Consider the following 23632-nt stretch of genomic DNA (forward strand, 5'->3'; position numbering starts at 1 on the left):
GCGGGCGCGCTCGGCAAGGCGTGGGAGGCGCTCGGAGAGCGCGCCCGCCCCCGGACCCCTGAGCAAGGTCTGCTGGTCGGCGCGGTCCGCGGCCGGGCGTCCCCGGCGACGCCTGCGGCCGCGGACCGCGCCTGTGGCGGGGCCGGTGCGCCGTCGCCGATATCACTCGGCCACGGCGGTGAGGGTCCACTGCTGCTCGGCGCCGCCGGAGGGGAGGTCCTGGCTGATGCGGGCGCCCGGCTCGGTGGCGCCCTCCCAGACGGTCAGCGACAGCGCCGAGAACCGGTTGAGCAGGGTGATCGCCCCGCCGTCGGTCTGGGCGACCTGCCACTGCTGGTTGATGCCGTTGAGGTCGTCCCACTGGGCGATGACGGCGCCCGGCTGGGTGTTCCATTCCCAGATGTCGAGCACGCGGCCCGAATGGCGGTTCTGGAGGCGGTAGAAGCCGTTGTCGGAGTAGAGGAACCGCCACTGCTGGTGGGCCTCGCCGGTGGGCTCCTGCTGGACGAGGTGCGCGCCGCCGTCGGTCGAGGCGCCCTCGATGCCGAGGACGAGCCCGGAGTGGGCGCTGGTGATCTCGTACCAGGCGGCGGGGTCGATCGCGGGGCTCGGCTCGCCGCCGCCGGTCGGGCCGGACAGGACCGGCCAGCCGCGCTTCCATTCGACGCGTTCGATGCCGAGCGCGAAGCCGCCGGCCTGGTCGTAGGAGTGGTAGGCGATGAGGCCGTCGTCGAGGCTCTGGCCGCCGGTGGCGACGTAGGTGCCGTGTTCGGCGAGGACGACGGTGCCGCCGCCCTCGCGCATGTCGACGCCGTCGCGGTCGAGGAACGGACCGGTCGGCGAGGTGGAGCGGCCCACGGCGATCGCATAGGTCGAATCGGCTCCGGCGCAGCAGATGCCGAGCGAGACGAACAGGTAGTAGTACCTGCCGTGCTTGGTCATCGCCGGGCCCTCGATGCCGTCGCCGCCCTGGCTGGCGAGGTGGACCGGTTCGGCGCCCGCGGCGGGCTTGCCGGAGGGCCAGTCGAGCTCGATGGTGTAGATCCCGGTCCACCAGGAGCCGAAGACCATGTAGTGCTCGGCGTGCCTGCCGTGCCCGGCGACGATGATCTCGGGGTCGATGGCGTTGTACGGGTCGCCTTCGAACGATTCGAAGACCTTGCCGCGGTCGACCCATGCGTAGTCGGGGTCGGCGGGGTCGAGCGTGGTGTTGGTGGCCAGGCCGATCAGGGAGCGCTGGGAGCCGAAGGTCGAGGCCGAGTAGTAGACGTAGTAGGTCTCGCTCCCGCGGTCGAAGTGGACGGCGGGCGCCCAGAGGTTGTCGACGCCGGGGACGGCCTCCTCGATCCAGGCGGGCTTCTCATCGAAGACGCTGCCGACGGTGCGCCAGGAGTGCCCTTCGTCGAGGGACTGGCGGATCGGGACGGCGCCGTCGTTGTAGGGGCCCCAGCCGGTGGCCAGGACGTACCAGGGGTCGCCTTCGCACTCGCCCGCGACGAGGGCCGGGTCGTGGGAGCCGAGTTCGCCGAGCATGGGGCCGGTCGGCGCGTCGGGGGCCTCGCAGTGGTCGTGGTGCCCGCCGTGCGCCGATGCGGCCGGGGTCGCGGTGAGGAGCGCGCCGGCGATCGCGAGGGCCAGTCCGGCGCCGAGCCAGGAGCGGCGTGGTGGGCGCCCGGTCTTCCGGCGTCCGATGAGGGATTCCATATCACTCCACTGTGTCGATGGCGGCTGTGGCGTTGCGGAGCCGTGTCATCGCGCGCGGCGCGTCCACGGGGACCGCGTGTCCGGCGGGCCGCGCGGGGCGGCGGGCGCCTATCGAGGGGACGGGCGTTCGAACGCGTTGAGGTTAACGGTAACTTTCACCGTTGTCAATCCATCGATCGAGCGCCGGTGCCCGCGCACTTGATCGACAGGTCGACCTCGACCATGCCGCGGTAGAGCTGGTAGGTGTCCTCGAGCTTCTCGGTGTCGCCCGGCTCGGCGGAGGCGACCATCTCCTGGGTCCGCGTGACGAAGGCGTACGTCATCTCCGACAGCTGCGGGTCCTCGATCTGGGAGGCGATCGCGTCGATCTCGTCGGCCACCGAGTCGACGTTGCCGTGGTCGGCCTCGCCCATGAGGTCCAGCGCCTCCCAGGCGAGGCGGCAGTCCTCGGCGTACTGCGCGACGTCCCGCTCGGGGTCCTCCTCCCCGGGGTCCTCGGTGCGGTCGGGGGCGCCCATGCACTGCACGAGGATCCACAGCAGCACCAGGGCACCGATCACCCAGGCGAAGAGCTTGGCCAGCAGCCCACCGGTCATCGTTCACCCGCTCCCCCTCAGCGGCCCTGAGCCGCGGGGTCGCCCGTCGAAACGCCCCCGCCGCTCGGCGAGGCCCGAGCGCCGGGGCCGGTCCCGCGGCGACGCTCGCGAACCGCGCGTTCACACGGTGTGGAGGCCCGTTCCGAGTCTAACGCGCGCATCGACCGCTCTAGATGGGCATCGGGTCGTCGCCCCCGGTAGTCTGGGGCTCCCCACCGCAGGGAGTCACAGCGCCGTGCAACCCCTGGAGCCTTCGCAATCGTGAGGAGTCGCCGATGGAAGTCCTGTGCCTGGGCGAGTCGATGGTCGTCTTCGCCCCCACGGCCACGACATCCCTGCGCCACGCCGCCAACCTGCGGGCGGGCATCGCCGGAGCCGAATCCAATGTAGCCATCAGCCTGGCCCTGCTCGGCGTCCACGCGGGCTGGCGCGGCAAGGTCGGCGACGACCCGTTCGGGCGGCGCGTCCTCGACGTGCTGCGCGCCTCCGACGTCGACTGCGACGGCGTCGAGGTCGATCCCGACCGCCCCACCGGCGTCTACTTCAAGGACCCGAACCCCGAGGGCACCCGCGTCCACTACTACCGGGCCGGATCGGCGGCCTCGGCCATGGGCCCCGGGCACCTCGACGGGGCCGAGGCGCCGCGGATCCTCCACCTGTCCGGGATCACCCCGGCGCTCTCGGACAGCTGCGCGGCCCTGGTGGACGAGCTCGTCGTCGGTCGCGCGCTCGCGGGCGCCACCGTCAGCTTCGACGTCAACTACCGGCCCGCGCTGTGGCCGCTCGACCGGGCCGCCCCGCGGCTGGCCCGCCTGGGCGACGCCGCCGACCTCACCTTCGTCGGGCTCGACGAGGCCGAGACGCTGTGGGGCTGCAAGACGGCCGACGACGTCCGCAGTGAACTGCCGAATGCGGGCACGCTGGTGGTCAAGGACGGCGGCGAGGGCGTCACCTGCTTCGAAGGCGAGGAGCGCCACTACTCCCCCGCCGATCCCGTCGAGATCATCGAACCGGTCGGCGCGGGCGACGCCTTCGCCGCCGGGTTCCTCTACGGCCGCCTCAAGGGCGCCTCGCCCGACGGCTGCATGAGGCTGGGCCACCGGCTCGCCGCCGGGGCCCTCCAGACCACCGGCGACCTCGCCGCACCCCCCGGACCGCAGACCGTCAGATCCATTTTGGAGCAGCAGACATGACCCGAGTCGACTTCGACGCCCTCTTCGCCGGCCAGCGCGTGATGGCCATCCTGCGCGGCCTGCCGCCCGAGGAGACCGTCGCGCTGGCCGAGACCGCCTGGAACGGCGGTGTCGAACTCGTGGAGGTGCCGATCGGCCTCCCCGGCCAGGAGAAGGCGCTTGCCGCGGCAGTCGAGGCCGGTGCGAGGCGCGGCTGCGCGGTGGGGGCCGGGACGGTCGTCTCCGCCGACCACGTGGCCCGCGCCCGCGAGGCCGGGGCGGCCTACACCGTCGCGCCGGGCCTGGACGTGAGCGTGCTGGAGGCCTCCGAGTCCGCCGGGATGCCGCACCTGCCGGGCGTGGCCACGGCGAGCGAACTGCAGCTGGCGGCGGGGCACGGGTGCCGGTGGGTGAAGGTCTTCCCCGCCGCGGCGCTGGGCCCGGCCTGGTTCAAGGCGATGGGCGGTCCGTTCCCCGACATGCGGTTCGTGGCCACCGGCGGCGTGGGTGTGGGCGAGGTCGACGACTACCTGCGGGCCGGGGCGTCCGTGGTCGGGATGGGTTCGGCACTGGCCGACCCCGAGGCGCTGGCGACGCTGGTCGGGAAGTAGGCGGCACACCCGTGCGGCCCGGTCGTCAGAGCTTCCCGAGCAGGGAGACGACCGGGTAGCCGCCGAGGCGGTCGCGGCCGGAGAGCGCGCCGATCTCGAGCAGGGCCGCGCAGGCGGCGACGGTGCCGCCGAGCCCCTCGACGAGGCGGATGCCGGCCGCCATGGACTCGCCGGTGGCGATGACGTCGTCGACCAGGAGGATCCGGTCGCCGGGAGCGACGGCGTCGGCGTGCAGCTCGACGCGGACCTCGGCGTACTCGCCGCGGTAGGTCTCGACGGCGGCCGGGCGCGGGAGCTTGCCCGCCTTGCGGATGGGCAGCAGCGGCTTGGCGGCGCGGTCGGCCAGGGGCGCGGCCCAGAGGAAGCCGCGGGCGTCGAAGGCGGCGATGGCGTCGTACGGGTGGGCCGCGCACGCGGCCTCGAGTTCGTCGACGGAGGCCCGGAACGCCTGCGGGGCGGCCAGGAGCGGCGTGATGTCGCGGAAGCCGACGCCCGGTTCGGGGAAGTCGGGCACGACGGGCACGTAGTCGGTCAGATCCACCACGCAAGGGTAACGGGCACGGGACGCCCCCGGCCGGGAGGCGGCGGAGGCGTCCCGCGGGCGGTCCTAGGCGGGCACGCCTTGGCGCTGCTTCGCGGCTTGGACGACGAGGTTCTGCTGCGACTGCACGTAGCAGATGTGGGTGTCGAAGACGAAGACCAGGAACGTGGCCAGGCCGGTGTTGAAGGTGGGCTGGAGCCCGGCGGCCTGCTGCTCGGCCTTGACCGAGGCGCAGAACTTGAACCAGTTGATGGCGGGCCAGATGAGCAGCGTGAACCCGCCGAAGATGATCGAGAGCACCACGTTGCCGCCGCTGCGGTTGTCGGGGAAGTTCGGGCTGACGGTCCGGACTTCGCCGCACATCTTGGTGGTCCACACGAGGTAGTAGATGCCGAGGGTGACGATGCTGAGCACCCACACGCCGAAGGGGCTGCGGGTCTTGAGTTCGGGTATGGAGAGACGGCTCCTTGTGAATAGGGGTCGGGGTGTCGACGCCTTCCGGCCGCGGGACGGGCGGTCCCGCGGCCGGATTGGGCCGGCGTCGACGTCGAGCCATGAGGTTAGCACGGTAGCCGTCTCATTTGGAGGGCCGTTCGGCCCTCTCATCTCATCCTTTCAGACCGGTCTGCGCCACCCCTTGCACCAGGAAGCGCTGCAGGAACAGGAACACGAAGATGAGCGGGAGGATCGCCACCGCCGCCGCCATGAACAGCTGCGAGAGGTTGATCGTCTGCGCGGTGAGGAACGTCGACAGGGCGACCTGCACCGTCCAGGAGTCGGGCGAGCGGGCGATGACCAGCGGCCACAGGAACGCGTTCCACGAGCCGACGAAGGTGATCACCGCGATCGCCGCCAGGAAGTTCCCGGAGTTGGGGACCACGACGCGCCAGAACGACCCCCAGTAGCCGAGCCCGTCGACCCGGGCGGCCTCCTCGAGTTCCTTGGGGAAGCCCAGGAAGAACTGGCGGCACAGGAACGTCACGAAGCCGTTGAACAGCGTCGGGATGATCAGCCCCCGGTAGTCGGAGATCCAGCCGAGGCTGGAGACCATCACGAAGCTCGGCAGGAACGTGATCGCGCTGGGGATCATGAGCGTGGCCAGCACGAGGTAGAACACCTTGTTGGCGTGCCGGTAGGGGATGCGGGCGAGCCCGTACCCGGCCGTGGTGCACAGGAACAGCGTCCCGACGGTGGTCACCACGGCGACTACGCCCGAGTTGAGCAGGCTGCGGGCCATCGGGACCATGGGGTCGTTGAACAGGTCGGTGAGGTTCTCCCACCGCGGCGAGGAGGAGAACCACATCCATTCGGGTGCGGTGATCTCGGCGTCGGTGGCCAGGGCGTTGCGGACGATGAGGTAGAACGGGACGAGGAAGATCGCCGCCAGCACGCACAGGGCGATGAAGGTGGCGGCCCTGGCGCCTTTGGAGGCCGCCCCGGGGCGGTAGCCGACCGGTCCCCGGCGTTCTCTGGTGGTCACCATGGGGCTCACCGTCCTTCCGTTTTGCCGAAGCCGAGGAACTTGCCCTGCAGCAGGGTCACGATCGCGATCACCAGGGCCAGGATGAGCGCCCCGGCCGAGCCGCGGCCCAGGTCCTGCTGCGTGCCGAGGGCGGAGTAGTAGAGGTAGACCAGCGGTGGTCTGGCGTAGGCCTGGTTGCCTATGAGGTTCACGAACTCGTCGAACGCCTGGTAGGCGGCGATGAGGATGAGCATGAGCACGGCGACCGAGCTGGCGCGCAGCTGCGGCAGCGTGATGTGCCAGAAGGTCTGCCTGCCGGGCTTGGCGCCGTCGACGTAGGCGGCCTCGTAGAGCTGCTCGGGGATCTGCTGGAGGGCGGCGATGAACAGGATCATGTAGAAGCCGCACTGGATCCACAGCCGCAGCGTGACGATGACGAGCCAGTACCACGGCGGACTGGGGTCGAACAGCCACGGGACGTCCTCGATGCCGAATATGTCCAAGATGGAGTTCGCCATGCCGTAGCGCACGCCGTTGAAGATCGACATCTTCCACACCAGCGAGGCCACGACGTAGGAGCAGGCGAACGGCAGGAAGAACACCGATCGGAAGAAGGCGCGCGCCAGCCGCACCCGGTTGAGCATGAGCGCCAGGCCGAGCGAGGCGGCGAAGGTGAGCGGGACGACGAACGCCGCGAAGACGGTGAAGGTGATCAGGCTGTCGCGGAACGCGTCGTCCTGCAGCATCCTGACGTAGTTGTCGAGGCCGACGAAGTCCTCGGACGCGGGCGTGACGGTGTTGCGGGCGTCGAAGAACGACAGGTAGGCGCTCCACAGCACCGGGATGAAGGTGAAGACCGTCATCCCGACCAGGAACGGCCCCACGAAGTACCAGAATGCGATGGTGGTCCGCCTGCGGCCCGAGCGGCGGGACCGGGGAGCGCGGACCCCGGTTCCCGCCTCGGGTGCGGCGGCCTCTGCTGAGACGGCCACGGTCACCCGCCTATCCGAAGATGCTGTCGAGCTCGGTCTGGATGGTGCTCACGGCGTTGTCGAACTCACCCTCGGGGTCGTTGCCCTCCAGCACGATGTTCGTCATCATGTCGTCGACCGCGGTCTCCATGGTGGGCGTCCAGTTGGGGTTGTCGGCCCAGCCGTACTCCTCGGAGATGCGGACGGCCTCGGCTGCCGGGCCGTCGGCGAGGGCGTCGGCGCTGGCGCGCATCGACAGCCGCGGCGGGATGTGGAAGCCGTAGGACAGGCACCAGTCCTGGATGTACTCCTCGTTGTCGATCCACAGCCACTTGGTGAACGCCTTGGCCTCTTCGACGTGCGCGGATTTGGCGTTGACGAACGCGGACCAGCCGCCGTTGAACACGGTCGGGGACCCGCCCGCGAAGCCGGGGAAGGGAATGATGGCCAGGTCCTCGCCGTGGGCCTCGGTGATCTGGGGCATGGCCCACAGGCCGCACCACTGGATGGCGCACAGCTCCTGGATGATCGAGGTCGGGTCCCAGGCCTCGGTGGGCGCTCCGATGAGGAGCGATCCGGCCTCGTGGAGCTCCTTGACCTGGAGGGCGCCGGCGATGACGGTGTCCTTGTCGAAGCCGATCTGGTTGTCCTCGGTCAGCAGGCTCTGCCCGGCCGAGAAGATGATCGGCTGGAACAGCTTGGTGGCCGAGTCGTCGTTGCCGAGGAACAGGCCCTTGACGTCGCTGGTGGTCAGTTCGGAGGCGGCGGCCATCAGGTCGTCGAAGGTGGCCGGCGGCGTGATGCCCTTGGCCTCGAACATGGACGGCCGGTAGTAGAGGAACTGCGGGTCGTCGATCATGCGGATGCCGTAGAGCTTGCCGTCGATCGTGTTGCGGGCGAGGTCGTCGTCGGTGAAGTCGTCGAGGACGCCTTCGTAGAGGTCGTCGAGGGCGACGACCTGGCCGGACTCGACCATCGAGCGGTTGAGGTGGCTCTCGAACACGTCGGGGGCCTCGCCCTCGCCCGCGAGCAGTCCGGAGGAGAGGGCGGTGTCGTAGTCGCCGGGCACCCAGTTGATGGTGACGTTGGCGTCCTCGTAGGCCGCGGCGTACTTCTCGACGGCCTGCTGCGTGCCGGCCTCGCCGTACTGGTGGTACCACTGCGACAGGTTGATGCCGTCGCCGCCGTCATCGCGTCCGGTGTTGGATCCGCAGGCGGCGAGCGTGCCCGCGGTGGCGGTGAGTCCGCCGAGCGCGAGCAGTCGGCGGCGGTTCATCGCCATTGCTGCGAGCGCTTTCTTCGAAGGGTGGCTGTTGCCTGAAGCAACCATGTCGTGCTCCTCGCTACGTCGAGAGGTCGGAAGGGGTCCGTGCGGCTCCGGTCATGGTCGACGCCGCGGCGGTGAATCAACACTCGTCGATTCACCCTCAGTCTTGCCGGAGTGAACCCCCTTTGTCAATGGGTTGAATTAAGCAGCTTGCGCGGACGCGCTCCCACCTGCGCCGAAACCGGTCCCGCGAACGCGGGATCGGGGTCTCGGCGGCGCGAGCGGGCGCCGTCCGCACCGCCTCGCGCATCGGCACGCCCGACCGATGCCGGAACCGCGCCGGCGAAGGCGAGTCCGACGGCTCATCGCCGCGAGCGGGCGCCGACGGTGTTGATGCGGTTGAGGTGGCCTTCCAGGGCCAGCGCGGCGGCACCGAGGCAGACCATGTTGCGCTCCTGGCTGTTCCGCTTCAGTTGCAGCGCTTTGAGGGGCGCCTCCATCGCATGGCCGGGCAGGAGGCGCTCCAGCTCGGGCATCAGCGCGTCGCCGAGGGCGCGCGTGACCCAGCCGATGATCACCACGAGGTCGGGGTTGACGAGGTTGACCAGGTTGGCGACACCCGCCGCCAGTGGCCGCGAGACGGCCTCGACGGTGCGCACCGCCGCCGGGTCCCCGGCCTCCCAGGCCGCGGCGAGCGCGGCCATCGCCTCGGACTGCGAGGCGGCGCTGGTGCCGCCGTCGAACTCGCCCCACTGGCGCAGGATCGCCGGAGCTCCCACGTAGGCCTCGACGCATCCCCTTGAGCCGCAGCGACATCGGGGGCCGTCGGGGTCGAGCGTGGTGTGGCCCCACTCCCCCGCGGAGTTCGTCGCCCCGCGGTAGAGCTTCCCCTCGAAGGCCAGCCCGACGCCGCAGCCGGTGCCGAGGTTGACCACGGCGAGGCGGTCGACCCCGCGGCCGTCGCCGAACCACAGCTCCCCGACCGTGACCGTCTTGAGCGGGTTGTCCAGGTAGATCGGGACGTCGAGATCGAGGCGCTCGGCCAGGAGGTCCCTGAACGGCACGTCGTGCCAGTTCCAGTTGGGCGCGAAGGTCGAGACGCCGCCGGCCACGTCCACCTGGCCGGGCAGGCTCACGCCGAGGCCGAGTACCTCGCGCTCGGCCAACTGCTCGCGCACGGTGGCGATCCCGTTGATGAGGTGGCCGAGCACCTGGTCGGGCGTGTTCTCGGCGGTGTCCAGGCGCTCGTCGACGCGCCCGAGGACGGCGAGCCCGAGGTCGTAGGCCTCGAGCTGGATGTACGTCTCGGCGATGTCGACCCCGATCAAGACGCCGCCGCCGGTGTTCGGCGAGAGCAGGGCCCGCGGCCTGCCGCCGCCCGAGTCCTCGTGTCCGACCTCGACGACGACCCCGAGTTCGATCAGGTCCGAGACCAGGTTCGAGACCGTGGCCACCGAGAGGTCGGTCTCGCGGGCGAGGATCTGGCGCGACGTGGGGGTGTCCGCGATGAGGTGCCTGAGCACCGAGAAGCAGTTGCGGATGCGGATGTCGCGTGAGGTGGACTTCATGGTGGAAGCGTACGACGGGCCCGCCCCTTTGTAAATGGGTTAGTTGAAGCAGGGACGTCGTCTCGGTCACCGGACGGCTCCGCCAGGCGATGAGGCGCAGACGGGACACAGACGAGGGTGAACGATAACTCCGCTCCATGCGGCGGGGGCCGTGGGTTCCGGAGCGCGACGCGCCACGCCGCCGCTCCGCGCGGTCGCCGACCGCCCACGAGGCCGGGTCGGGCGTCCGGACCGTACTTGAGCGGATTCATCGGCGCCACGGGCCGTACGCCTCCGAGCCGGGCGGCGGCTCGCTCCATGCGGCCGCGGCCTTGAGGCGCCGATCGCCGCCTCGGGCGAAGCCTCGGAGCCGCCGATCGACGCTCGCTATGCTCGGGCGCATGGAAGAACGCACACTCATCACTCGCACGCCCCGAGACGAAGACGCCTCGCCCGTCTCGGTCGGCACGGTCGGCTTCGGCGCCTGGCAGATCGGCGCCTCCTGGGGCGAGGTGGACGAGGCCGACGCGAACGCCGCGCTGGAGGCGGCGATCGAGGCGGGAGTGACCTTCTTCGACACCGCTGACGTCTACGGCGACGGCCGCTCCGAGCGGCTCGTCGGCGCCCTGCTGCGGCGCCACCCGGGCATCACCGTCGCCACCAAGATGGGGCGGCGCATGGAGCAGACGCCCGAGAACTACAGCCCGGAGCACTTCCGGGCCTGGAACGACGACTCGCGGGCGAACCTCGGCGTCGACACGCTGGACCTGGTGCAGCTGCACTGCCCGCCCACGCCGGTCTACCACTCCGAGGCGGTCTTCGACGACCTCGACGCGATGGTCGCCGAGGGCCGGATGCGCGCCTACGGGGTGAGCGTCGAGACGTGCGAGCAGGCGCTCGCGGCGATCGGGCGCCCCCACACGGCCAGCGTCCAGATCATCCTCAACCCGTTCCGGCAGAAGCCGCTCGAAGCGGTGCTGCCCGAGGCCGAGAAGGCGGGGGTCGGCATCATCGCGCGGGTCCCGCTGGCCTCGGGGCTCCTGTCGGGCAAGTACACCGCCGGGACGCGGTTCTCCGAGGACGACCACCGGAACTTCAACCGGCACGGCGAGGCCTTCGACGTCGGCGAGACGTTCGCCGGCGTCGACTACGAGACCGGTCTGGCGGCCGTGGAGCGGCTGCGCCCGCTCGTGCCCGAGGGCATGACGATGGCGCAGTTCGCGCTGCGGTGGATCCTCGACCAGTCCGGCGTCTCGGTGGTCATCCCCGGGGCCCGCAACGCCGCCCAGGCCGCGGCGAACGCCGCGGCGGCCGACCTCGCCCCCTTGTCCGAAGAAGTCCACGCCGAGGTGGCCGCCGTCTACGACGAGCTCATCCGCCCGCAGGTCCACCACCGCTGGTAGCCACCGCGGGCGGCACTGTTGACCGGAGCAAGGGCCTTTGCGGAACCCCGGGCGAGTCGCCGTCCGGCCGATTGGCCCGCTCGCGGCGTTGTCGGCCTCTCGGCGAGCCATAGATCGGCACTGCGAGCGAACAGACGAACTCGGATACCGCCTCGCCGGGGGTTCTCGAACATGCCTTTGCCGCCGCGCCACGGCGCGGCCGAAATCAGTGGCGCCGGTCTCTGGCCGCGTCCGCATGTTTCAATGCAGGCATGGGGATATCGATCATCAGCGGTGACATCACCGAGCAGCGCGTCGACGCGATCGTCAACGCCGCCAACTCCTCGCTCATGGGCGGGGGCGGCGTCGACGGGGCGATCCACCGCCGCGGCGGACCGGCGATCCTCCAGGAGTGCAAGCAGCTGCGGGCCTCCCAGTACGCCAACGGGCTGCCCACCGGCAAGGCGGTGGCCACCACGGCCGGGAACCTCCCGGCGCGCTGGGTGATCCACACCGTCGGCCCCGTCTACTCCCCCACCGAGGACCGCTCGGAGCTGCTGGCCTCCAGCTACCGCGAGTCCCTGGCGGTCGCCGACAACCTCGGCGCCGATTCGATCGCGTTCCCGGCCGTCTCGGCCGGCGTCTACGGCTGGCCGGCCGTCTCGGCGGCCCGCATCGCGCTCGAGACGGTGGAGTCGGCCGCATCGTCGATCGCCGACATCCGCTTCGTCCTGCTCAGCCCCGAGGTCCTCGACGCCTTTCGGAACGTGTCTGAACGATAAGGACGAAAACCGGGTTCCGCGCCGCATGAGGGACCGTTCGCCGAGCCGAAAGTGCTTCCCGAGATGAATCTCCGATTGCGATTCGGTTTCGAATTCGGTGATCGTTGTCTCAGCTTTCACCTCGCGGCACGCCACTGTCGAACACCGGCTCGCCTCGCCCAGCGATCATTGCAGTATATTTACTACTCAAGCCGCGAACATGCCCGCAGGTATCAAGTCGAGCACATACCGTACAGATGAGACGTGGGCGCACATGACTGGAAAAGTGTGCATATCATTGAGCTTGCAACGAATGCAATCAAATCTCGCCGGGAGACCAGTTGACTGACACCAGCCCGAGAGAGCGTTCTCTGGCCAGCGCCTGCGGCAACGTCACCGTGACGATCACCGACAGCCCGACTCCGACGGTCGAACTCGCCAAAGACGCCATACGCATGTACACGCGCGACCTGGCCGAACTCGTCACGACCACCGCCCGCAAAGCCGCCGACGACGCCCGCGCCGACGACCCCGACCCCGAAGCCGAACCGTCGGTCGGCGAGGCCCTCGCGGTCCTGACCGGCCTGCGCGACAGCCTCCGCGAGCACGGACTGACCGCGACCCTCGACCGGCAGCGCTCACAGTTGGAACCAGACGAGGAGGAGACGCTGCGGGGCGAGGGGAGCACCGCGGCAGCCGGTCTCGCCCTGCATCCCTTGGATGCGGAAGGACTCGACGAGACGATCCGAACTTGGGAGCGGTTCCATAACATTGCTCGGGGAACCGGCAAGGACGCCGAAGCCCAACAGCCGGTCGGGCGTGCCAGAAGCGAGAGCAGGCTCGTCACCGTCGAGTCCACCATAGAGTATCCGATCGCCTCGGTCGTGCTCAGCAAGCGCGCCTGCGAGGTGGGCCCGAAGGTCCTCGGACGGGAGATCACCGAGACCGCCGCGGCGGCCGCCGCGGACCTCGCCGAGCGACAGGACGGGTACTTCACCGACCTCGGTCTTCCGATCGGCCCGGGCGAGGCGGCCGGCATGGTCGAGGAGTCCAAGCGCCTGGGCGAGAAGGGACTCGAGATGGTCACGGCCGCACGCGAGCATCAGGAACGCATCACACGACTGTTCTACGAAGGAGGCCACTTTGCCTAGCATGGAGACCGAGACGATCAAGGCCCTCAGCGCGGAGATCGCGCGCGACGTCGTACCGGTCCTGGAGGAGGCCAACGCGATCCTGCCGGAGGTTCGCAAGCTCGACGCGATGCTCATGGTCTCGGTCGACCCCTCGCTCGCGGCCGCGCATGCTCTCGCCTCCGGCTACATGATCGAGATGGTCCAGGGCACCGCCGAGTGCCTGATCGATCTGACCACCAACATGGACGGAGCCGCCAAGGACATGGAGGACACCGACGAGGCCGTCGCATCCCAATTCAAGTGAGCCACCGCCTCCCGACAGCGTTAAGGAACCTCCCGACATGGCGTACACCGCACCCGATCCCGCGCAGTTCGACAAGATGGAGATGGCTTACAGCTACCTGGCGCCGAGCGCGGCCGTGAACATCACCCTGCCGACCCTGCTCTTCAAGGGCCCGTGCATCAAAGTCTCCAAGATCATCTACCTGCACCAGTGCAACCCCGGCAAGATCATGAAAGGCGGCGCCCAGTGGCTCCTGCTCGCGCAGAAGTACAGCGAAGCCAGGGACATGATCGAGGAGAAGGTGAACAGGATCGCTCCCGAGGCATGGGAGGGGAAGGACCGGGACGCCTTCGACGAGAAGGTCCAGAACATTCTCGGGCAGTTGGAGACCATCCAGGCCTTCGCGATGCACATCGGCATCTCCCTGATGACGATCGCCTCGATGCTGGCCGTGATGATACCGGTCATGCTCACCTACGCCACCATGCTCATGGGCCTGACGATCCCCTACATGTGGTTCAGGATGCAGCCTCCCCCGCTTGGGACGATCATGGCGAGGTCCTACCACGTCATGGCACTGGGAATGGCGACCAGCGCTTACGCCACGCTCAAGGCCATGGAGGCGATGCACACCGCGGTGGCACGGGCACTGGCGGCCTTCATCGGGGCCAACATGACCGTCAGCTGGGTCGACATGGCCACCAAGGGCAACATCATCAACCCGGCCAACACGATCGGGGGAACCGTCTTCAACCTCATGGACGGCCTGGCGAACCTCGCCATCACCAGGGCTCTGGCCCCGGGCGGCGCCGCGACCAAGTCCCTCGGCCCGGGAGTCGCCGCCGGACTCGCCGGCGGCGTCGGAGCCCAGGGCGTCTACAACCTCGGCACCGAGGGCGCGGCGCAGACGGGCCTGCCGAACGAGATGACCGATGAGGGTGTCAACGCCGGGACGTACGACTTCGTACCGGACGCCGCGGGAGAAGAGCTCAGCAAGGGCGACCAGCCTCCCGCCTGGACCCCTGGCGGCTCGAGTGGCACGGAGGAGAACACCGATTCGGGCGGGAAGCTCTGAATCCGACCGCACCCGACGGTTTCGCGCCGAGGCCACCGACGCGCACCAACGGCTGCATACCCGACATCTATCCTTAATAGATTTATACTGGCGGGCCGATCCGGCGCGGCCGCCGCACACTGACACAGATTGGCGACCCCATGGCGACAGAGATCGACCCCGAGGCCCTCGACGAATACCGCGCGATAGTCCAAGAGCAGCTGGACCACCTCGACACGATCATCCCGAGGCTGAAGAACGGGAACGCGCTCGGCAGGCTCCCCGCCTTCGGGCAGCTCGACGCCTCGACGACCGCGCGCACGAACTACGAGACGTTCCACCAGACGACCTGGGAGAACCTCCAGACGCTCCGCGCGTCGCTCAGCGGGATGATGCAGACCCTCGACGACTCCGCCGAGCTCGCCACCGACGCCGACGAGGAATCCGCCTCGGAGTTGGAGGACTACGACTCCCAGCTCAACGGCGCGTAGAGGATCCACACTCATGCGTGAACACCTCCACACGGCGGCGCGCACGGCCGCCGCCGCAGCGCTGGCCGCGGGGCTGGCCGTCCTCTCGGGCTGCTCCGGCAGTTCGGGGCAGGCGGACGACGCCGGGCCGGAGGCGGGCGGCGCCCTCGCCGTCATGGACGACTGGCTCGGCTGCGACGCGTTCGGCGACTTCGCCTCACTCCAGGAGTACCTCGGCGTCACCGCGATCGACGGGGAGCTCCAGAGCGACGGCCTGGGCGAGGGCATCGACGCCGAGGCCGCCGGATGCGCCGGCCAGTTCGACCTGGCCACGTTCGAGGACACCCAGGGCACCTTCGAATTCGCGGTCACCGGTGACGCCACCGTCCGAGGCGGCCTCGCGCCGTGGGCCGACGCGACCGCGGCGGCCGAGAACTTCGCCGAACGGGTCGACCAGCGCCGCCAGAACCTGCCCGGCATCGAGTACACCGACGAGTCCGAAGGCGAACTCGGCGGCGAATGGGACGAGAGCCTCTACATCGCCGCCGACACCGACGACCGCTTCTACCTCGACGCCTACGGCAGGCACGGCGACTGGGTCGTCTACCTCTCGATCGACGTCCTGCACGACCCGGGGGTCGACGCCTACGAGACGGCGCCGGAGTTCTATCCGGACAGCAGCGCCGAGCAGATGGCGGTGTACCCCTTCACCACAGAACAACTCGTCGACTGGGTGGCGCAGGAGCGCCTGCCGCGGATCCAGTCGGACATCCTGCAGCTAGCCGAGAGCGAGGAACGGCCATGACCGACGAAGCACCCGAAGTCGAGCACGAGGAGTACGAGGAGCTGGCCGAGGGCCAGTCCTCATCCGATTACCAGGTGGCGGCCAACGAACTGATGGTCAAGCCGTACTGCGACACGGACTCGTGCACCAGCAAACAGGAGGAGCCCGCCGAGGCGGCATGGGTCAAGCTCATGTCGGCCGTCCCGCAGGCGAGCCAGATCAACAACCTCCGCGCCGGTCGCGAGGGCACCATGATGCTCCCCGAGGGGCAGACCATCCAGAGCATGGTCGCCTCGATCCGCCCCCAGCCGGAGGCCGACTACGCCCTGGACACCATCAGGGACGAGTGGATCGACTTCTACGAGGAGTTCCGGATCGTCGGCCCCAAGCTCGAGCAGGGCCTGCCGGCGCTGTCGGCGAAATGGAAGGGCGAGGACTACGACGGCTTCGAGGAGCAGGTCGAGACCGTCATCAAGAACTGCAAGACGATCCAGCACGACATCGGCGGCGACGACGGCGCCGACGGGGTCATCAAGGTCCTCGACACCAAGCAGTCCGAGATCTTCGAGCAGCAGGGCGGCACCGCCTGCGTCTACCCGGCGCCGAAGTTCTACATGGAGGGCACCAGCTGCGGCTCGCACCGCATCCACATCAGGCCGCCGTTCTACAAGACCTGCGTGATCGAGGAGAACGACGAGATCAAGCACGCGGTCGAGCTGGCGGGGTTCGACCCGACCGTGGTCGACGAGGTCCAGGAGGGCCGCCAGCGCACCTACGACAGGTGGATGGAATACCTCAACAACAACCCCGACTATGAAGAGGGCGGCCTCACCGGCGAGGCCCTCGCCCAGAAGAAGGCCGACGAGTACGCCGACCAGCGCCTGGTCGCGATGGGGGCGGAGGGGTCCGAGCAGCTCGAAGAGCAGGCCTCGCTGGTCAACGAGGAGGTGACCGAGCGGCACAGCAACGTCGAGGCCCAGGTCACCGACATCGAGCCCGATGTCGGGCAGTCCGAGCCGACCACATTCGAGGAGGGCATGACCGACATGCCCGGCACGGACGGGCTCGACGTCGGGGACGGCGGCGGGATGCCCGACCTCGGCGGCAACGGAGGGCTGGACGGCATGAACGGGCCGACCGACCTGGGCGACCTCGGCAAGGGCGGGCTCGGCGACACCGGCGGACTCGGCAACAACACCGGAGGGTTCGGCAACCCGCCGTCGGCCGCCTACTCCGGCGGCGACCTGAACGGCCTGGGCGAGGAGAACCCGTTCACCTCCGGGCTCGAGGATCCGGACAACCTCGGCGGCCAGACCCCCGGCGGCCTGGGCGGCAACGGCCTCACCGGCCTGGGCTCCGGTGGCGGGCTCCCGCCGTCCGACTACTCCGGCGGCAACGGCCTCACCGGCCTGGACTCGGACGACCCGTGGACCCCTCCCGACGCCCTCGACCCCGACGAGATCTCGGGCGGCCTCGCCGGGGGATCGCCCTCGCTCGGATCGGGCGCTCCTCCGAGCAACATCGGCGGCGGGAGCGGACTCACCGGCGGTGGCGGCGGAGGAATCACCGGGATCGGCGGCGGAGGAGGGCTGAACTCGCCCGTCTACCGGCGCTCCAAGAACCCGATCAACGCGGGCACCGGCGCGAACCGCCCTGACAAGACCGGCAAGGTTCCCGGCTCCGGCGGAACGGGCCGCGGGCTCACCGGTTCGGGGCGCAGCGGTGGCGGCGGAGCACCGGGGACGACGGGTCGCGGGAGCGGCCTGAGCGGCGGCACGGGATCCGGCGGGCGCGGCGCGGGCGGCCTCGGCGGTTCCGGCCGGGGCGGACTCGGCACCGCCGGGCGCGGGGGCACGGGCGGCCACGGGATGGTCCCGGTGGGCGGCGGTTCGGGCGGCGGCAAGCCGGGCGAGGACGAGGACCACGAGCGGAAGGTCTGGATGGTCGAGGACGACGACTTCTGGGGCGGATCGCCCGAGGACGACGAGGACGATCCGTTCGCGTAGCCGGTCGGGGCGCGAGGTGGTCACCGTGCGACCGCCCCGCGCCCCGGTCTTTCGCGTCATCGGTTCCGGCGCTTCGGAGGACGGTGGCGCTGTCGGATCCCTCCGGTACGGTCGCGGCTCACCGCATCGCAACCGACCGAAGGGATCCGCACATGAAGACGCTGACCAAGGACGCGTTCGCCGCGGCCGAGCGATACATGGTCCTCAACGCCAGGCTCATCGACCGGCTCCGGTTCGCCCGCCGGTTCGGCACCGGCCCGGCCGAGCCGATATTGAGCGTCCTGCGCGGCTACCAGAACTCGGACGGCGGGTTCGGCAGCGCCATCGAGCCGGACCTGCGCGGCACGGGCGGCCAGCCGCAGGGCGTGGAGATGGCGTTCTGGATCCTCGACGAGATCGACGCCTTCGGCGACCCGTCGGTCCGGGCCGCCTGCGACTGGCTCGAGGCGCACACCACCGAGGACGGCGGGGTGCCGTGGGTGCTGCCGAGCGTGGTGGAGACCGAGCGCGGGCCGTGGTGGCAGCCGCAGGGCGACCCGGCCCCGGCCTCGCTCAACCCGACCGGGCCGATCGCCGGGCTCCTGCTCGCCCACGGCGTCGAGCACCCGTGGCTGGAGGGGGCCGCCGCGTTCTGCTGGGACCGCATCGACGCCGTCTCGGAGCTGGAGGCGTACGGCGCCATGTGCGTCCTCAGATTCCTGGAGCGGGTGCCGGACCGCGACCGGGCCGAGGCGGCGTTCGAGCGTCTCAGCGGGGCGCTGCTGGCGACGGTGGCGCTCGACCCCGACGCGCCCGGGCATGTCCACTCGCCGCTCGACCTCGCGCCGACGCCTGAGTCGATGGCGCGCCGCCTGTTCGCCGACGCGGACATCGACCGGCACCTCGACGCGGTGATCGACGCCCAGCACGACGACGGCGGCTGGGCGCCGAACTTCGAGATGTGGACGCCGCTGGTGCGCCACGAGTGGGGCGGCCACCTGACGCTTGCGAAGCTGCACACCTTGGGGGCCTACGGGCGGCTCGACTGAGTTGCCGGTGCATCGGGGCCACCGGTGGAATGGGGTCGCCCGTGCATCGAGGGCGCAGGTGAGGCAGGGCCACCGGTGAGACGGGAGCGGTCATCGGCGGCGAAGACCGCTCCCCCGCTCAGCTGCTCAGAGGGTTCGAGAGGCCCGAGGCCGGGGTGCGGCCTGACTCGTCATTAACCCTAGAACTATTATGCATAACAGTTCTAGGGTTAGGAGCCATGCATGCGCATCGCCAAAGATCTCGTCGCCGCCTCGGCCACACCGCTGGTCCTGGGCATCCTCGCCGAAGAGGAGAGCTACGGGTACGCCATCCTCAAGGAGGTCAGCGAGCGGTCGGGCGGCCGCCTGGAGTGGACCGAGGGCCTGCTGTATCCGCTGCTGCACCGCCTCGAGCGGCTCGGCTACATCGCGTCCATCTGGCGCACCCCCGAAGGCGGCCGCAAGCGCAAGTACTACCGCATCACCGACGAGGGCCGGGCCGAGCTCGCCGAGCAGCGCCGGCAGTGGGCCGCCGTCACCGAGGCGCTGCAGGACGTCTGGAAGGCCTCGCGGTCGTTCGGTCCGGGCTCCTCGCCGGTATGGGAGGGGTGATCGATGAGCGCCGAACCCGACACCGGCCTGGAGGCCCAGATAGCGCAGTGGCGCACCTACATGCTGCGCCGCCGCGGCATGCACGACGCCGACGTCGACGAGCTGGAGGACCACCTCCGGGGCCGGATCGCCGACCTCGCCGGGACGGGGCTGCGCGACGACGAGGCGTTCCTCATCGCCGTCAAGCGCATGGGCGGCCTCGACGAGCTGTCGCGCGAGTTCGCCCGCGAGCACTCCGACCGGCTGTGGAAGCAGCTGGTGCTCACGTCCGGCCCCGACGCCGGGGACACGAGCAGGCGGCGCGAGCTGCTGGCCATGGTCGTGTGCGCGGCCGCCGGGGCGATCGCCGTCAAGGTCCCCTCCTGGGCCGGTCTCGGCATCGCGGACGACGCGGACTTCTACGCGCGCAACGCGGGCCTGCTCGCGCTGGCGCCACTGGCGGCCTATTTCGCCTGGCGGCGCCGGATCGGCGCCAAGGTGATCGGCCTGCTGGCGCTGCTGTTCGCGGTCGGCGCCGTCGCCGCCAACGCCTATCCGCTGGCCGATGACGCCCAGAGCACCGTGCTGACGGCGATCCACCTGCCGCTGGCGCTCTGGCTCGTCGTCGGCGTGGCCTACGCGGGCGGCGAGTGGCGGTCCGAGCGCAGGCGGATGGACTTCATCCGGTTCAGCGGGGAGTGGTTCATCTACTTCGTGCTGATAGCGCTCGGCGGCGGCGTGCTCACCGCGTTCACGATCGGCACGTTCGAGGCCATCGGCCTGGACGCCTCGACGTTCATCGCAGAGTGGTTGCTGCCGTGCGGGGCCGCGGCCGCGATCGTGGTGGCCGCGTGGCTGGTGGAGGCCAAGCAGAGCGTCATCGAGAACATGGCGCCGGTGCTGACCCGCGTGTTCACGCCGCTCTTCGCCGCCACGCTGCTGGCCGTCCTGGTCGCGATCGTCTGGACCAGCAACGGGATCGATGTCGAACGCGACGTGCTGATCCTGTTCAACCTGCTGCTGGTCGTCGTGCTCGGCCTGCTGCTGTACTCGATCTCCGCCCGCGATCCCGCGGCCGGGCCCGGCGTCTTCGACTGGCTGCAGCTCGCCCTCGTCGTCAGCGCGCTCCTCATCGACGTCATGGTGCTGCTCGCCGTCACCGGCCGCATCAGCGAGTGGGGCTTCAGCCCGAACAAGAGCGCCGCGCTCGGCGAGAACGTCGTCCTGTTCGTCAACCTGGCGTGGTCGGCGTGGCTGTTCCTGGGGCTGTCGCGGGGGCGCATGCGGTTCGCCCGCATGGAGCGCTGGCAGACCGACTACGTCGTCGTGTACGCGGCTTGGGCGTGGGCGGTGGTCCTCGTCTTCCCGCCGCTGTTCGGCTTCGCGTGAGCGGCGCGGCTCAGTCCTCCTCGCCGTTTCGGGGGCGGGCCATGAGCACGATCGCCGCCACCGTGATGACGATGAGGGCAACGGCCACGTACACCGGCTCGATCGCGAGCAGCGTGCCCAGGCCCTGGGCGAGGAACGGCGCGGCCATGGCGACGACCACCGCCAGCGCGATCCATCGCGAATACCGACGCATTCCCCGCATCGCGGCCTCCTTCTCGCTCACCCCGAGCCTACCGAGTCCGCGTGCGAGGGCAAGCGGATCGGCGCCGTGAAAGCCGAGGGGCCGCGTCGGACGACGCGGCCCCGCTTACGGCTCGCAAGAGCGCGGAAGGCAGGCCCTCCAGGTGCCGGTGTCGTACCCGGAGGGCCGGGCAGCGCCCGTTCGGAGTCCTCGGACGGGCCCTCAGACCCCCATCGGTCGGCGGCGGCGGTCGGCTCCGATCAGCTCGCAGTCGTCGAGCCGCCAGCCTTCCCCGGTGGCGCGGAAGGTGAACGTCATCGCCTGGTGGAGCCGCCCGTCCTCCACGACGGCCACGATCTCGGCGATGTGGTCGCTCGGGCAGGCCATGCGCCGCACCCGCACGTTTCGGAACCGGCTGGGGACCCTGCGGCGCACTCGCGCGAACGCCGCCCAACCATGTTGGGTGGCGAGCTTCTCGGCGCCCGTCAACGGCTTGCGTCCAGTGAGGATGTTGAGGAAGTAGCAGGAGTAGCTGACGGCCACCCGTGGCGAGGGTCGACCGGTTCCGCCCACGGTTCGGTTGGCACAGTGCATGATTCCTCCAGTAAAAAGGTGGGAATTACTGTTCGGGAAAGGAATCTAGACATCACTCTCAGCGAAGTCAAACACGCGCAACGTGATCGGGACGGGTCGCACCGACCGCGACTGTCGACTTCGCACCTCGGCCCGCCGGACGACCCGTCTTCGTAAGCGACACACCGCTACGGGTAATCGGGAGTCGTTTGTCGGATCCTACAAAAATCGGGCGGGCCATCCTTGGGCGTGTCGTTCCCGCGATTTCAGTTGGTCTTGGTGTTGGGCAGGTGGTCGCCGAGGTAGCCGATCCAGATCCTGCCGGTCGCGCCGCCCGCGTCGTCGAGGAAGTGCATGCGGGGCGCGGGGTTGCCGATCCGCTGGAGCTTGATGTGCGAGGGCATGTAGAGCCGCCCCGAGGAGTCGATGTCCGCCGGGACGCGGAAGGTCCGGGCCTCGCGGAACTTGGGCCGCCCGGTGACGCTGTCGGACTCCTTCATGGACACCATGTTCGGCGAGATGGCCGGCTGGCCCGGCAGCGGGTGGCCGCACCAGTCGTAGAAGCCGCCGGTGAACCGCCCTTCGGCGCGGGCGGCGGCGTAGGCGTCCAGGGCGCGCAGCGCGTCCCAGGCCTTGCCGGTCCAGCGGCGGCACATCCGCGGATAGGTCACGTCGAGCTTGGCGACGTCGGGATCGAGCGTCTCGGGGAGGTCGACGCGGGCGAGCGCCTCGCGGGCGCGCACGACGACCTCCATGAGGCTGCCGGCCTCCCACACCTCGCCGGGGGCGTCCACGCCGTAGACGGGATCGGCGTGCTCGGCCAGCTTCCCCTCCAGCCAGCGGACCCGCTCCTGGGCGTGCCGCTCGTCGTCCAGGAGCAGCCCGTAGTCGAACTCGAGTTGGTCGTAGTCCTTGCGGAGCCGTTCGAGCTCGCGCTTGCGGCGCTCGTCGCCCGAGGCGCGCTCGGCGCCGAGGTCGGCCTCTTCGACGGTCTTGGCGAGCGCGGCGACGTGGGCCGACATGGCGCGGATGAGCCGGGTGGTCTCGGAGTCGCCGCCGCGCGCCATGTCCACCAGCGCGTCGAGGATGCCGTCGGCGAGGTTGTCGGTGACGCGGTCGGCGATGGCGGCGACGGCGTCGCGCGGCATCGGCTCGGGCACCGGTTCGGCCGGGGCGGGCGGGGCGGCCGGTGCGGGTCGGGGCTCGGGTTCGGCGGTCCGCTGCGCGGGGACCTCGGCGCCGCGGGCGCGGGCGAGTTCGGCCGGGCTCGGCGAGGCGGCGTGGAGGTGCTCGGGTCCGGCGTCGCCGGAGAGAATGCGGGAGACGCGGGGCTCGGCCTGGCGGACGTCGGCCGGGAGCGGGCGGCGCAGGGCCTGCTCGATGACGCCGTCGACGACGACTTCCAGGGCGCGGACGCCCTGGTCGCGGATGGCGCCGCCGCCGCGGACGGGGTGGCGCGGCGGGTAGGCCTCGGTGCGGGGGTCGAGGCCGGGCAGGTAGGTGCGCAGGCCGCCGCCGAAGACGGTGAGCTCCTCGCCGAGCCGCTTGTTGAGCAGGTCTTGGGTCTGGACGTCGAAGAGGCGCACCACGACCGCGATGCCGGCGAGGGCTTCGGCGAGGTGGTCGGCGTGGGAGGCGATGACCTTGGGGTCGGCGCGGTCGACGGTGAGGACGATGACGGGGACGGCGCGGGCCGGGTCGGTGAGCCAGCCGGTGAGCTGGTCGATCTCCTCGCGGCCCATGACGTGCGGCGCCGCTTCGAGCCCGATCGCGCCGTCGGTGGCGCGGCCGGTGCGCAGGAAGTCGGTGACGAGTGAGGGGGCGCGCACCGGGTCGGCGTCGGCGGACAGCTCGCCCTCGACGGTGACCGTGACCCAGTTGTGTGCCGGGCGGCGGGACTCGGCCCAGGTGGCGGTGGTGCGCAGGCGGCCGGTGCCGGTGGGGAGGTCGAGCGTGTAGCGTCCGCACACGTCGGTGTCGGCCAGGGTGATGCGAGTGCGGCCGCGGGAGCGCTCGAGGCGCGGGGCGCCGTCGTCTTCCACTGAGGCCCAAGCGGCGAAGCAGCGGCGGAGCCGGGGACCGAGCTTGTCGCCGCCATCTCGGAGGACGGCCTGGTAGTACTGCGTCACGGTGCCTCCACTCGTCCC

At 70.4% G+C, this 23632-nt stretch carries 24 protein-coding genes; 13 read left to right on the forward strand and 11 right to left on the reverse strand.

The features are described from left to right. Positions 1–162 precede the first annotated feature (162 nt). Both H613_RS29130 and H613_RS0109475 read right to left on the reverse strand, forming a co-directional pair. Positions 163–1704 (reverse strand): RICIN domain-containing protein, encoded by a 1542-nt coding sequence (locus H613_RS29130; RefSeq protein WP_051393165.1) that lies wholly within the window; start codon positions 1702–1704, stop codon positions 163–165. Positions 1705–1868: 164 nt separating this feature from the next. Further along, entirely contained in the window at positions 1869–2300 is a 432-nt protein-coding gene (locus H613_RS0109475) for a hypothetical protein (protein ID WP_026923601.1), read from the reverse strand. Between the two features lie 275 nt (positions 2301–2575). Between H613_RS0109475 and H613_RS0109480 the strand changes: the two genes are divergently transcribed. After that, positions 2576–3493: a sugar kinase gene (locus H613_RS0109480; protein ID WP_026923602.1), complete on the forward strand. Its 918-nt coding sequence runs from the start codon at positions 2576–2578 to the stop codon at positions 3491–3493. Continuing rightward, positions 3490–4083 carry a bifunctional 4-hydroxy-2-oxoglutarate aldolase/2-dehydro-3-deoxy-phosphogluconate aldolase gene (locus tag H613_RS0109485; RefSeq protein WP_026923603.1) on the forward strand — a complete coding sequence of 198 codons (594 nt, stop codon included), beginning with the start codon at positions 3490–3492 and terminating at the stop codon, positions 4081–4083. The genes H613_RS0109480 and H613_RS0109485 overlap by 4 nt, the downstream gene beginning before the upstream one ends. A 25-nt stretch (positions 4084–4108) precedes the next feature. Here the strand turns inward: H613_RS0109485 and H613_RS0109490 are convergent, their stop codons facing one another. The 6 genes from H613_RS0109490 to H613_RS25615 form a co-directional block, all read right to left on the reverse strand. Beyond that, positions 4109–4624: an adenine phosphoribosyltransferase gene (locus H613_RS0109490; protein ID WP_051393166.1), complete on the reverse strand. Its 516-nt coding sequence runs from the start codon at positions 4622–4624 to the stop codon at positions 4109–4111. 66 nt (positions 4625–4690) lie between these two features. Beyond that, positions 4691–5038, reverse strand: coding sequence for a DUF4234 domain-containing protein (locus tag H613_RS31365; RefSeq protein ID WP_169731979.1), 348 nt, complete (start codon positions 5036–5038; stop codon positions 4691–4693). A gap of 193 nt (positions 5039–5231) precedes the next feature. Continuing rightward, positions 5232–6107, reverse strand: a complete 876-nt coding sequence (locus H613_RS0109500) for a carbohydrate ABC transporter permease (RefSeq protein WP_084546494.1) — start codon at positions 6105–6107, stop codon at positions 5232–5234. A gap of 5 nt (positions 6108–6112) precedes the next feature. After that, a complete protein-coding gene (locus H613_RS25610) occupies positions 6113–7084 on the reverse strand; it encodes a carbohydrate ABC transporter permease (protein WP_439330243.1) in 972 nt (323 codons plus the stop codon). Between the two features lie 4 nt (positions 7085–7088). Beyond that, positions 7089–8387 (reverse strand): ABC transporter substrate-binding protein, encoded by a 1299-nt coding sequence (locus H613_RS0109510; RefSeq protein WP_051393168.1) that lies wholly within the window; start codon positions 8385–8387, stop codon positions 7089–7091. Between the two features lie 299 nt (positions 8388–8686). Continuing rightward, complete coding sequence (locus H613_RS25615) at positions 8687–9892, reverse strand: ROK family transcriptional regulator (RefSeq protein WP_035737310.1); 1206 nt, start codon at positions 9890–9892, stop codon at positions 8687–8689. A gap of 380 nt (positions 9893–10272) precedes the next feature. Here H613_RS25615 and H613_RS0109520 point away from each other — a divergent pair, with 380 nt between their 5' ends. From H613_RS0109520 to H613_RS0109570, 11 genes are all read left to right on the forward strand, one after another. Continuing rightward, positions 10273–11274, forward strand: a complete 1002-nt coding sequence (locus tag H613_RS0109520) for an aldo/keto reductase (RefSeq protein WP_026923607.1) — start codon at positions 10273–10275, stop codon at positions 11272–11274. Positions 11275–11525: 251 nt separating this feature from the next. Further along, a complete protein-coding gene (locus H613_RS0109525) occupies positions 11526–12035 on the forward strand; it encodes an O-acetyl-ADP-ribose deacetylase (RefSeq protein ID WP_026923608.1) in 510 nt (169 codons plus the stop codon). A 320-nt stretch (positions 12036–12355) separates the two neighbouring features. After that, a complete protein-coding gene (locus H613_RS0109530) occupies positions 12356–13165 on the forward strand; it encodes a hypothetical protein (protein WP_026923609.1) in 810 nt (269 codons plus the stop codon). Next, complete coding sequence (locus H613_RS0109535; protein WP_156925940.1) at positions 13158–13451, forward strand: hypothetical protein; 294 nt, start codon at positions 13158–13160, stop codon at positions 13449–13451. Before H613_RS0109530 ends, H613_RS0109535 begins: the two co-directional genes overlap by 8 nt. Before the next feature lie 37 nt (positions 13452–13488). Beyond that, positions 13489–14505, forward strand: coding sequence for a hypothetical protein (locus H613_RS0109540; protein ID WP_026923611.1), 1017 nt, complete (start codon positions 13489–13491; stop codon positions 14503–14505). A gap of 140 nt (positions 14506–14645) precedes the next feature. Continuing rightward, a complete protein-coding gene (locus H613_RS0109545; RefSeq protein WP_026923612.1) occupies positions 14646–14975 on the forward strand; it encodes a hypothetical protein in 330 nt (109 codons plus the stop codon). Positions 14976–14988: 13 nt separating this feature from the next. Beyond that, positions 14989–15759 (forward strand): hypothetical protein, encoded by a 771-nt coding sequence (locus H613_RS0109550; protein WP_026923613.1) that lies wholly within the window; start codon positions 14989–14991, stop codon positions 15757–15759. Continuing rightward, entirely contained in the window at positions 15756–17744 is a 1989-nt protein-coding gene (locus H613_RS29135) for a hypothetical protein (protein WP_051393169.1), read from the forward strand. Before H613_RS0109550 ends, H613_RS29135 begins: the two co-directional genes overlap by 4 nt. Positions 17745–17896: 152 nt before the next feature. Next, entirely contained in the window at positions 17897–18772 is an 876-nt protein-coding gene (locus H613_RS0109560; protein ID WP_051393170.1) for a hypothetical protein, read from the forward strand. A 222-nt stretch (positions 18773–18994) separates the two neighbouring features. Then, positions 18995–19363, forward strand: coding sequence for a PadR family transcriptional regulator (locus H613_RS0109565; protein ID WP_026923615.1), 369 nt, complete (start codon positions 18995–18997; stop codon positions 19361–19363). Positions 19364–19366: 3 nt separating this feature from the next. Next, a complete protein-coding gene (locus tag H613_RS0109570) occupies positions 19367–20731 on the forward strand; it encodes a permease prefix domain 1-containing protein (RefSeq protein ID WP_026923616.1) in 1365 nt (454 codons plus the stop codon). Between the two features lie 10 nt (positions 20732–20741). On the opposite strand, the gene H613_RS0109575 is transcribed toward H613_RS0109570, so the two are convergent. From H613_RS0109575 to H613_RS29140, 3 genes are all read right to left on the reverse strand, one after another. Then, the gene (locus H613_RS0109575; RefSeq protein WP_156925941.1) at positions 20742–20933 is read right to left on the reverse strand and encodes a hypothetical protein; all 192 of its coding nucleotides are present in this window, start codon (positions 20931–20933) and stop codon (positions 20742–20744) included. A 201-nt stretch (positions 20934–21134) separates the two neighbouring features. Further along, a complete protein-coding gene (locus H613_RS0109580) occupies positions 21135–21455 on the reverse strand; it encodes an Rv3235 family protein (RefSeq protein ID WP_026923618.1) in 321 nt (106 codons plus the stop codon). Positions 21456–21751: 296 nt separating this feature from the next. Beyond that, positions 21752–23614, reverse strand: a complete 1863-nt coding sequence (locus H613_RS29140) for a hypothetical protein (protein WP_051393171.1) — start codon at positions 23612–23614, stop codon at positions 21752–21754. Positions 23615–23632 lie beyond the last annotated feature (18 nt).

The organism is Glycomyces arizonensis DSM 44726, from assembly GCF_000482705.1.
Classification (GTDB): domain Bacteria; phylum Actinomycetota; class Actinomycetes; order Mycobacteriales; family Micromonosporaceae; genus Glycomyces; species Glycomyces arizonensis.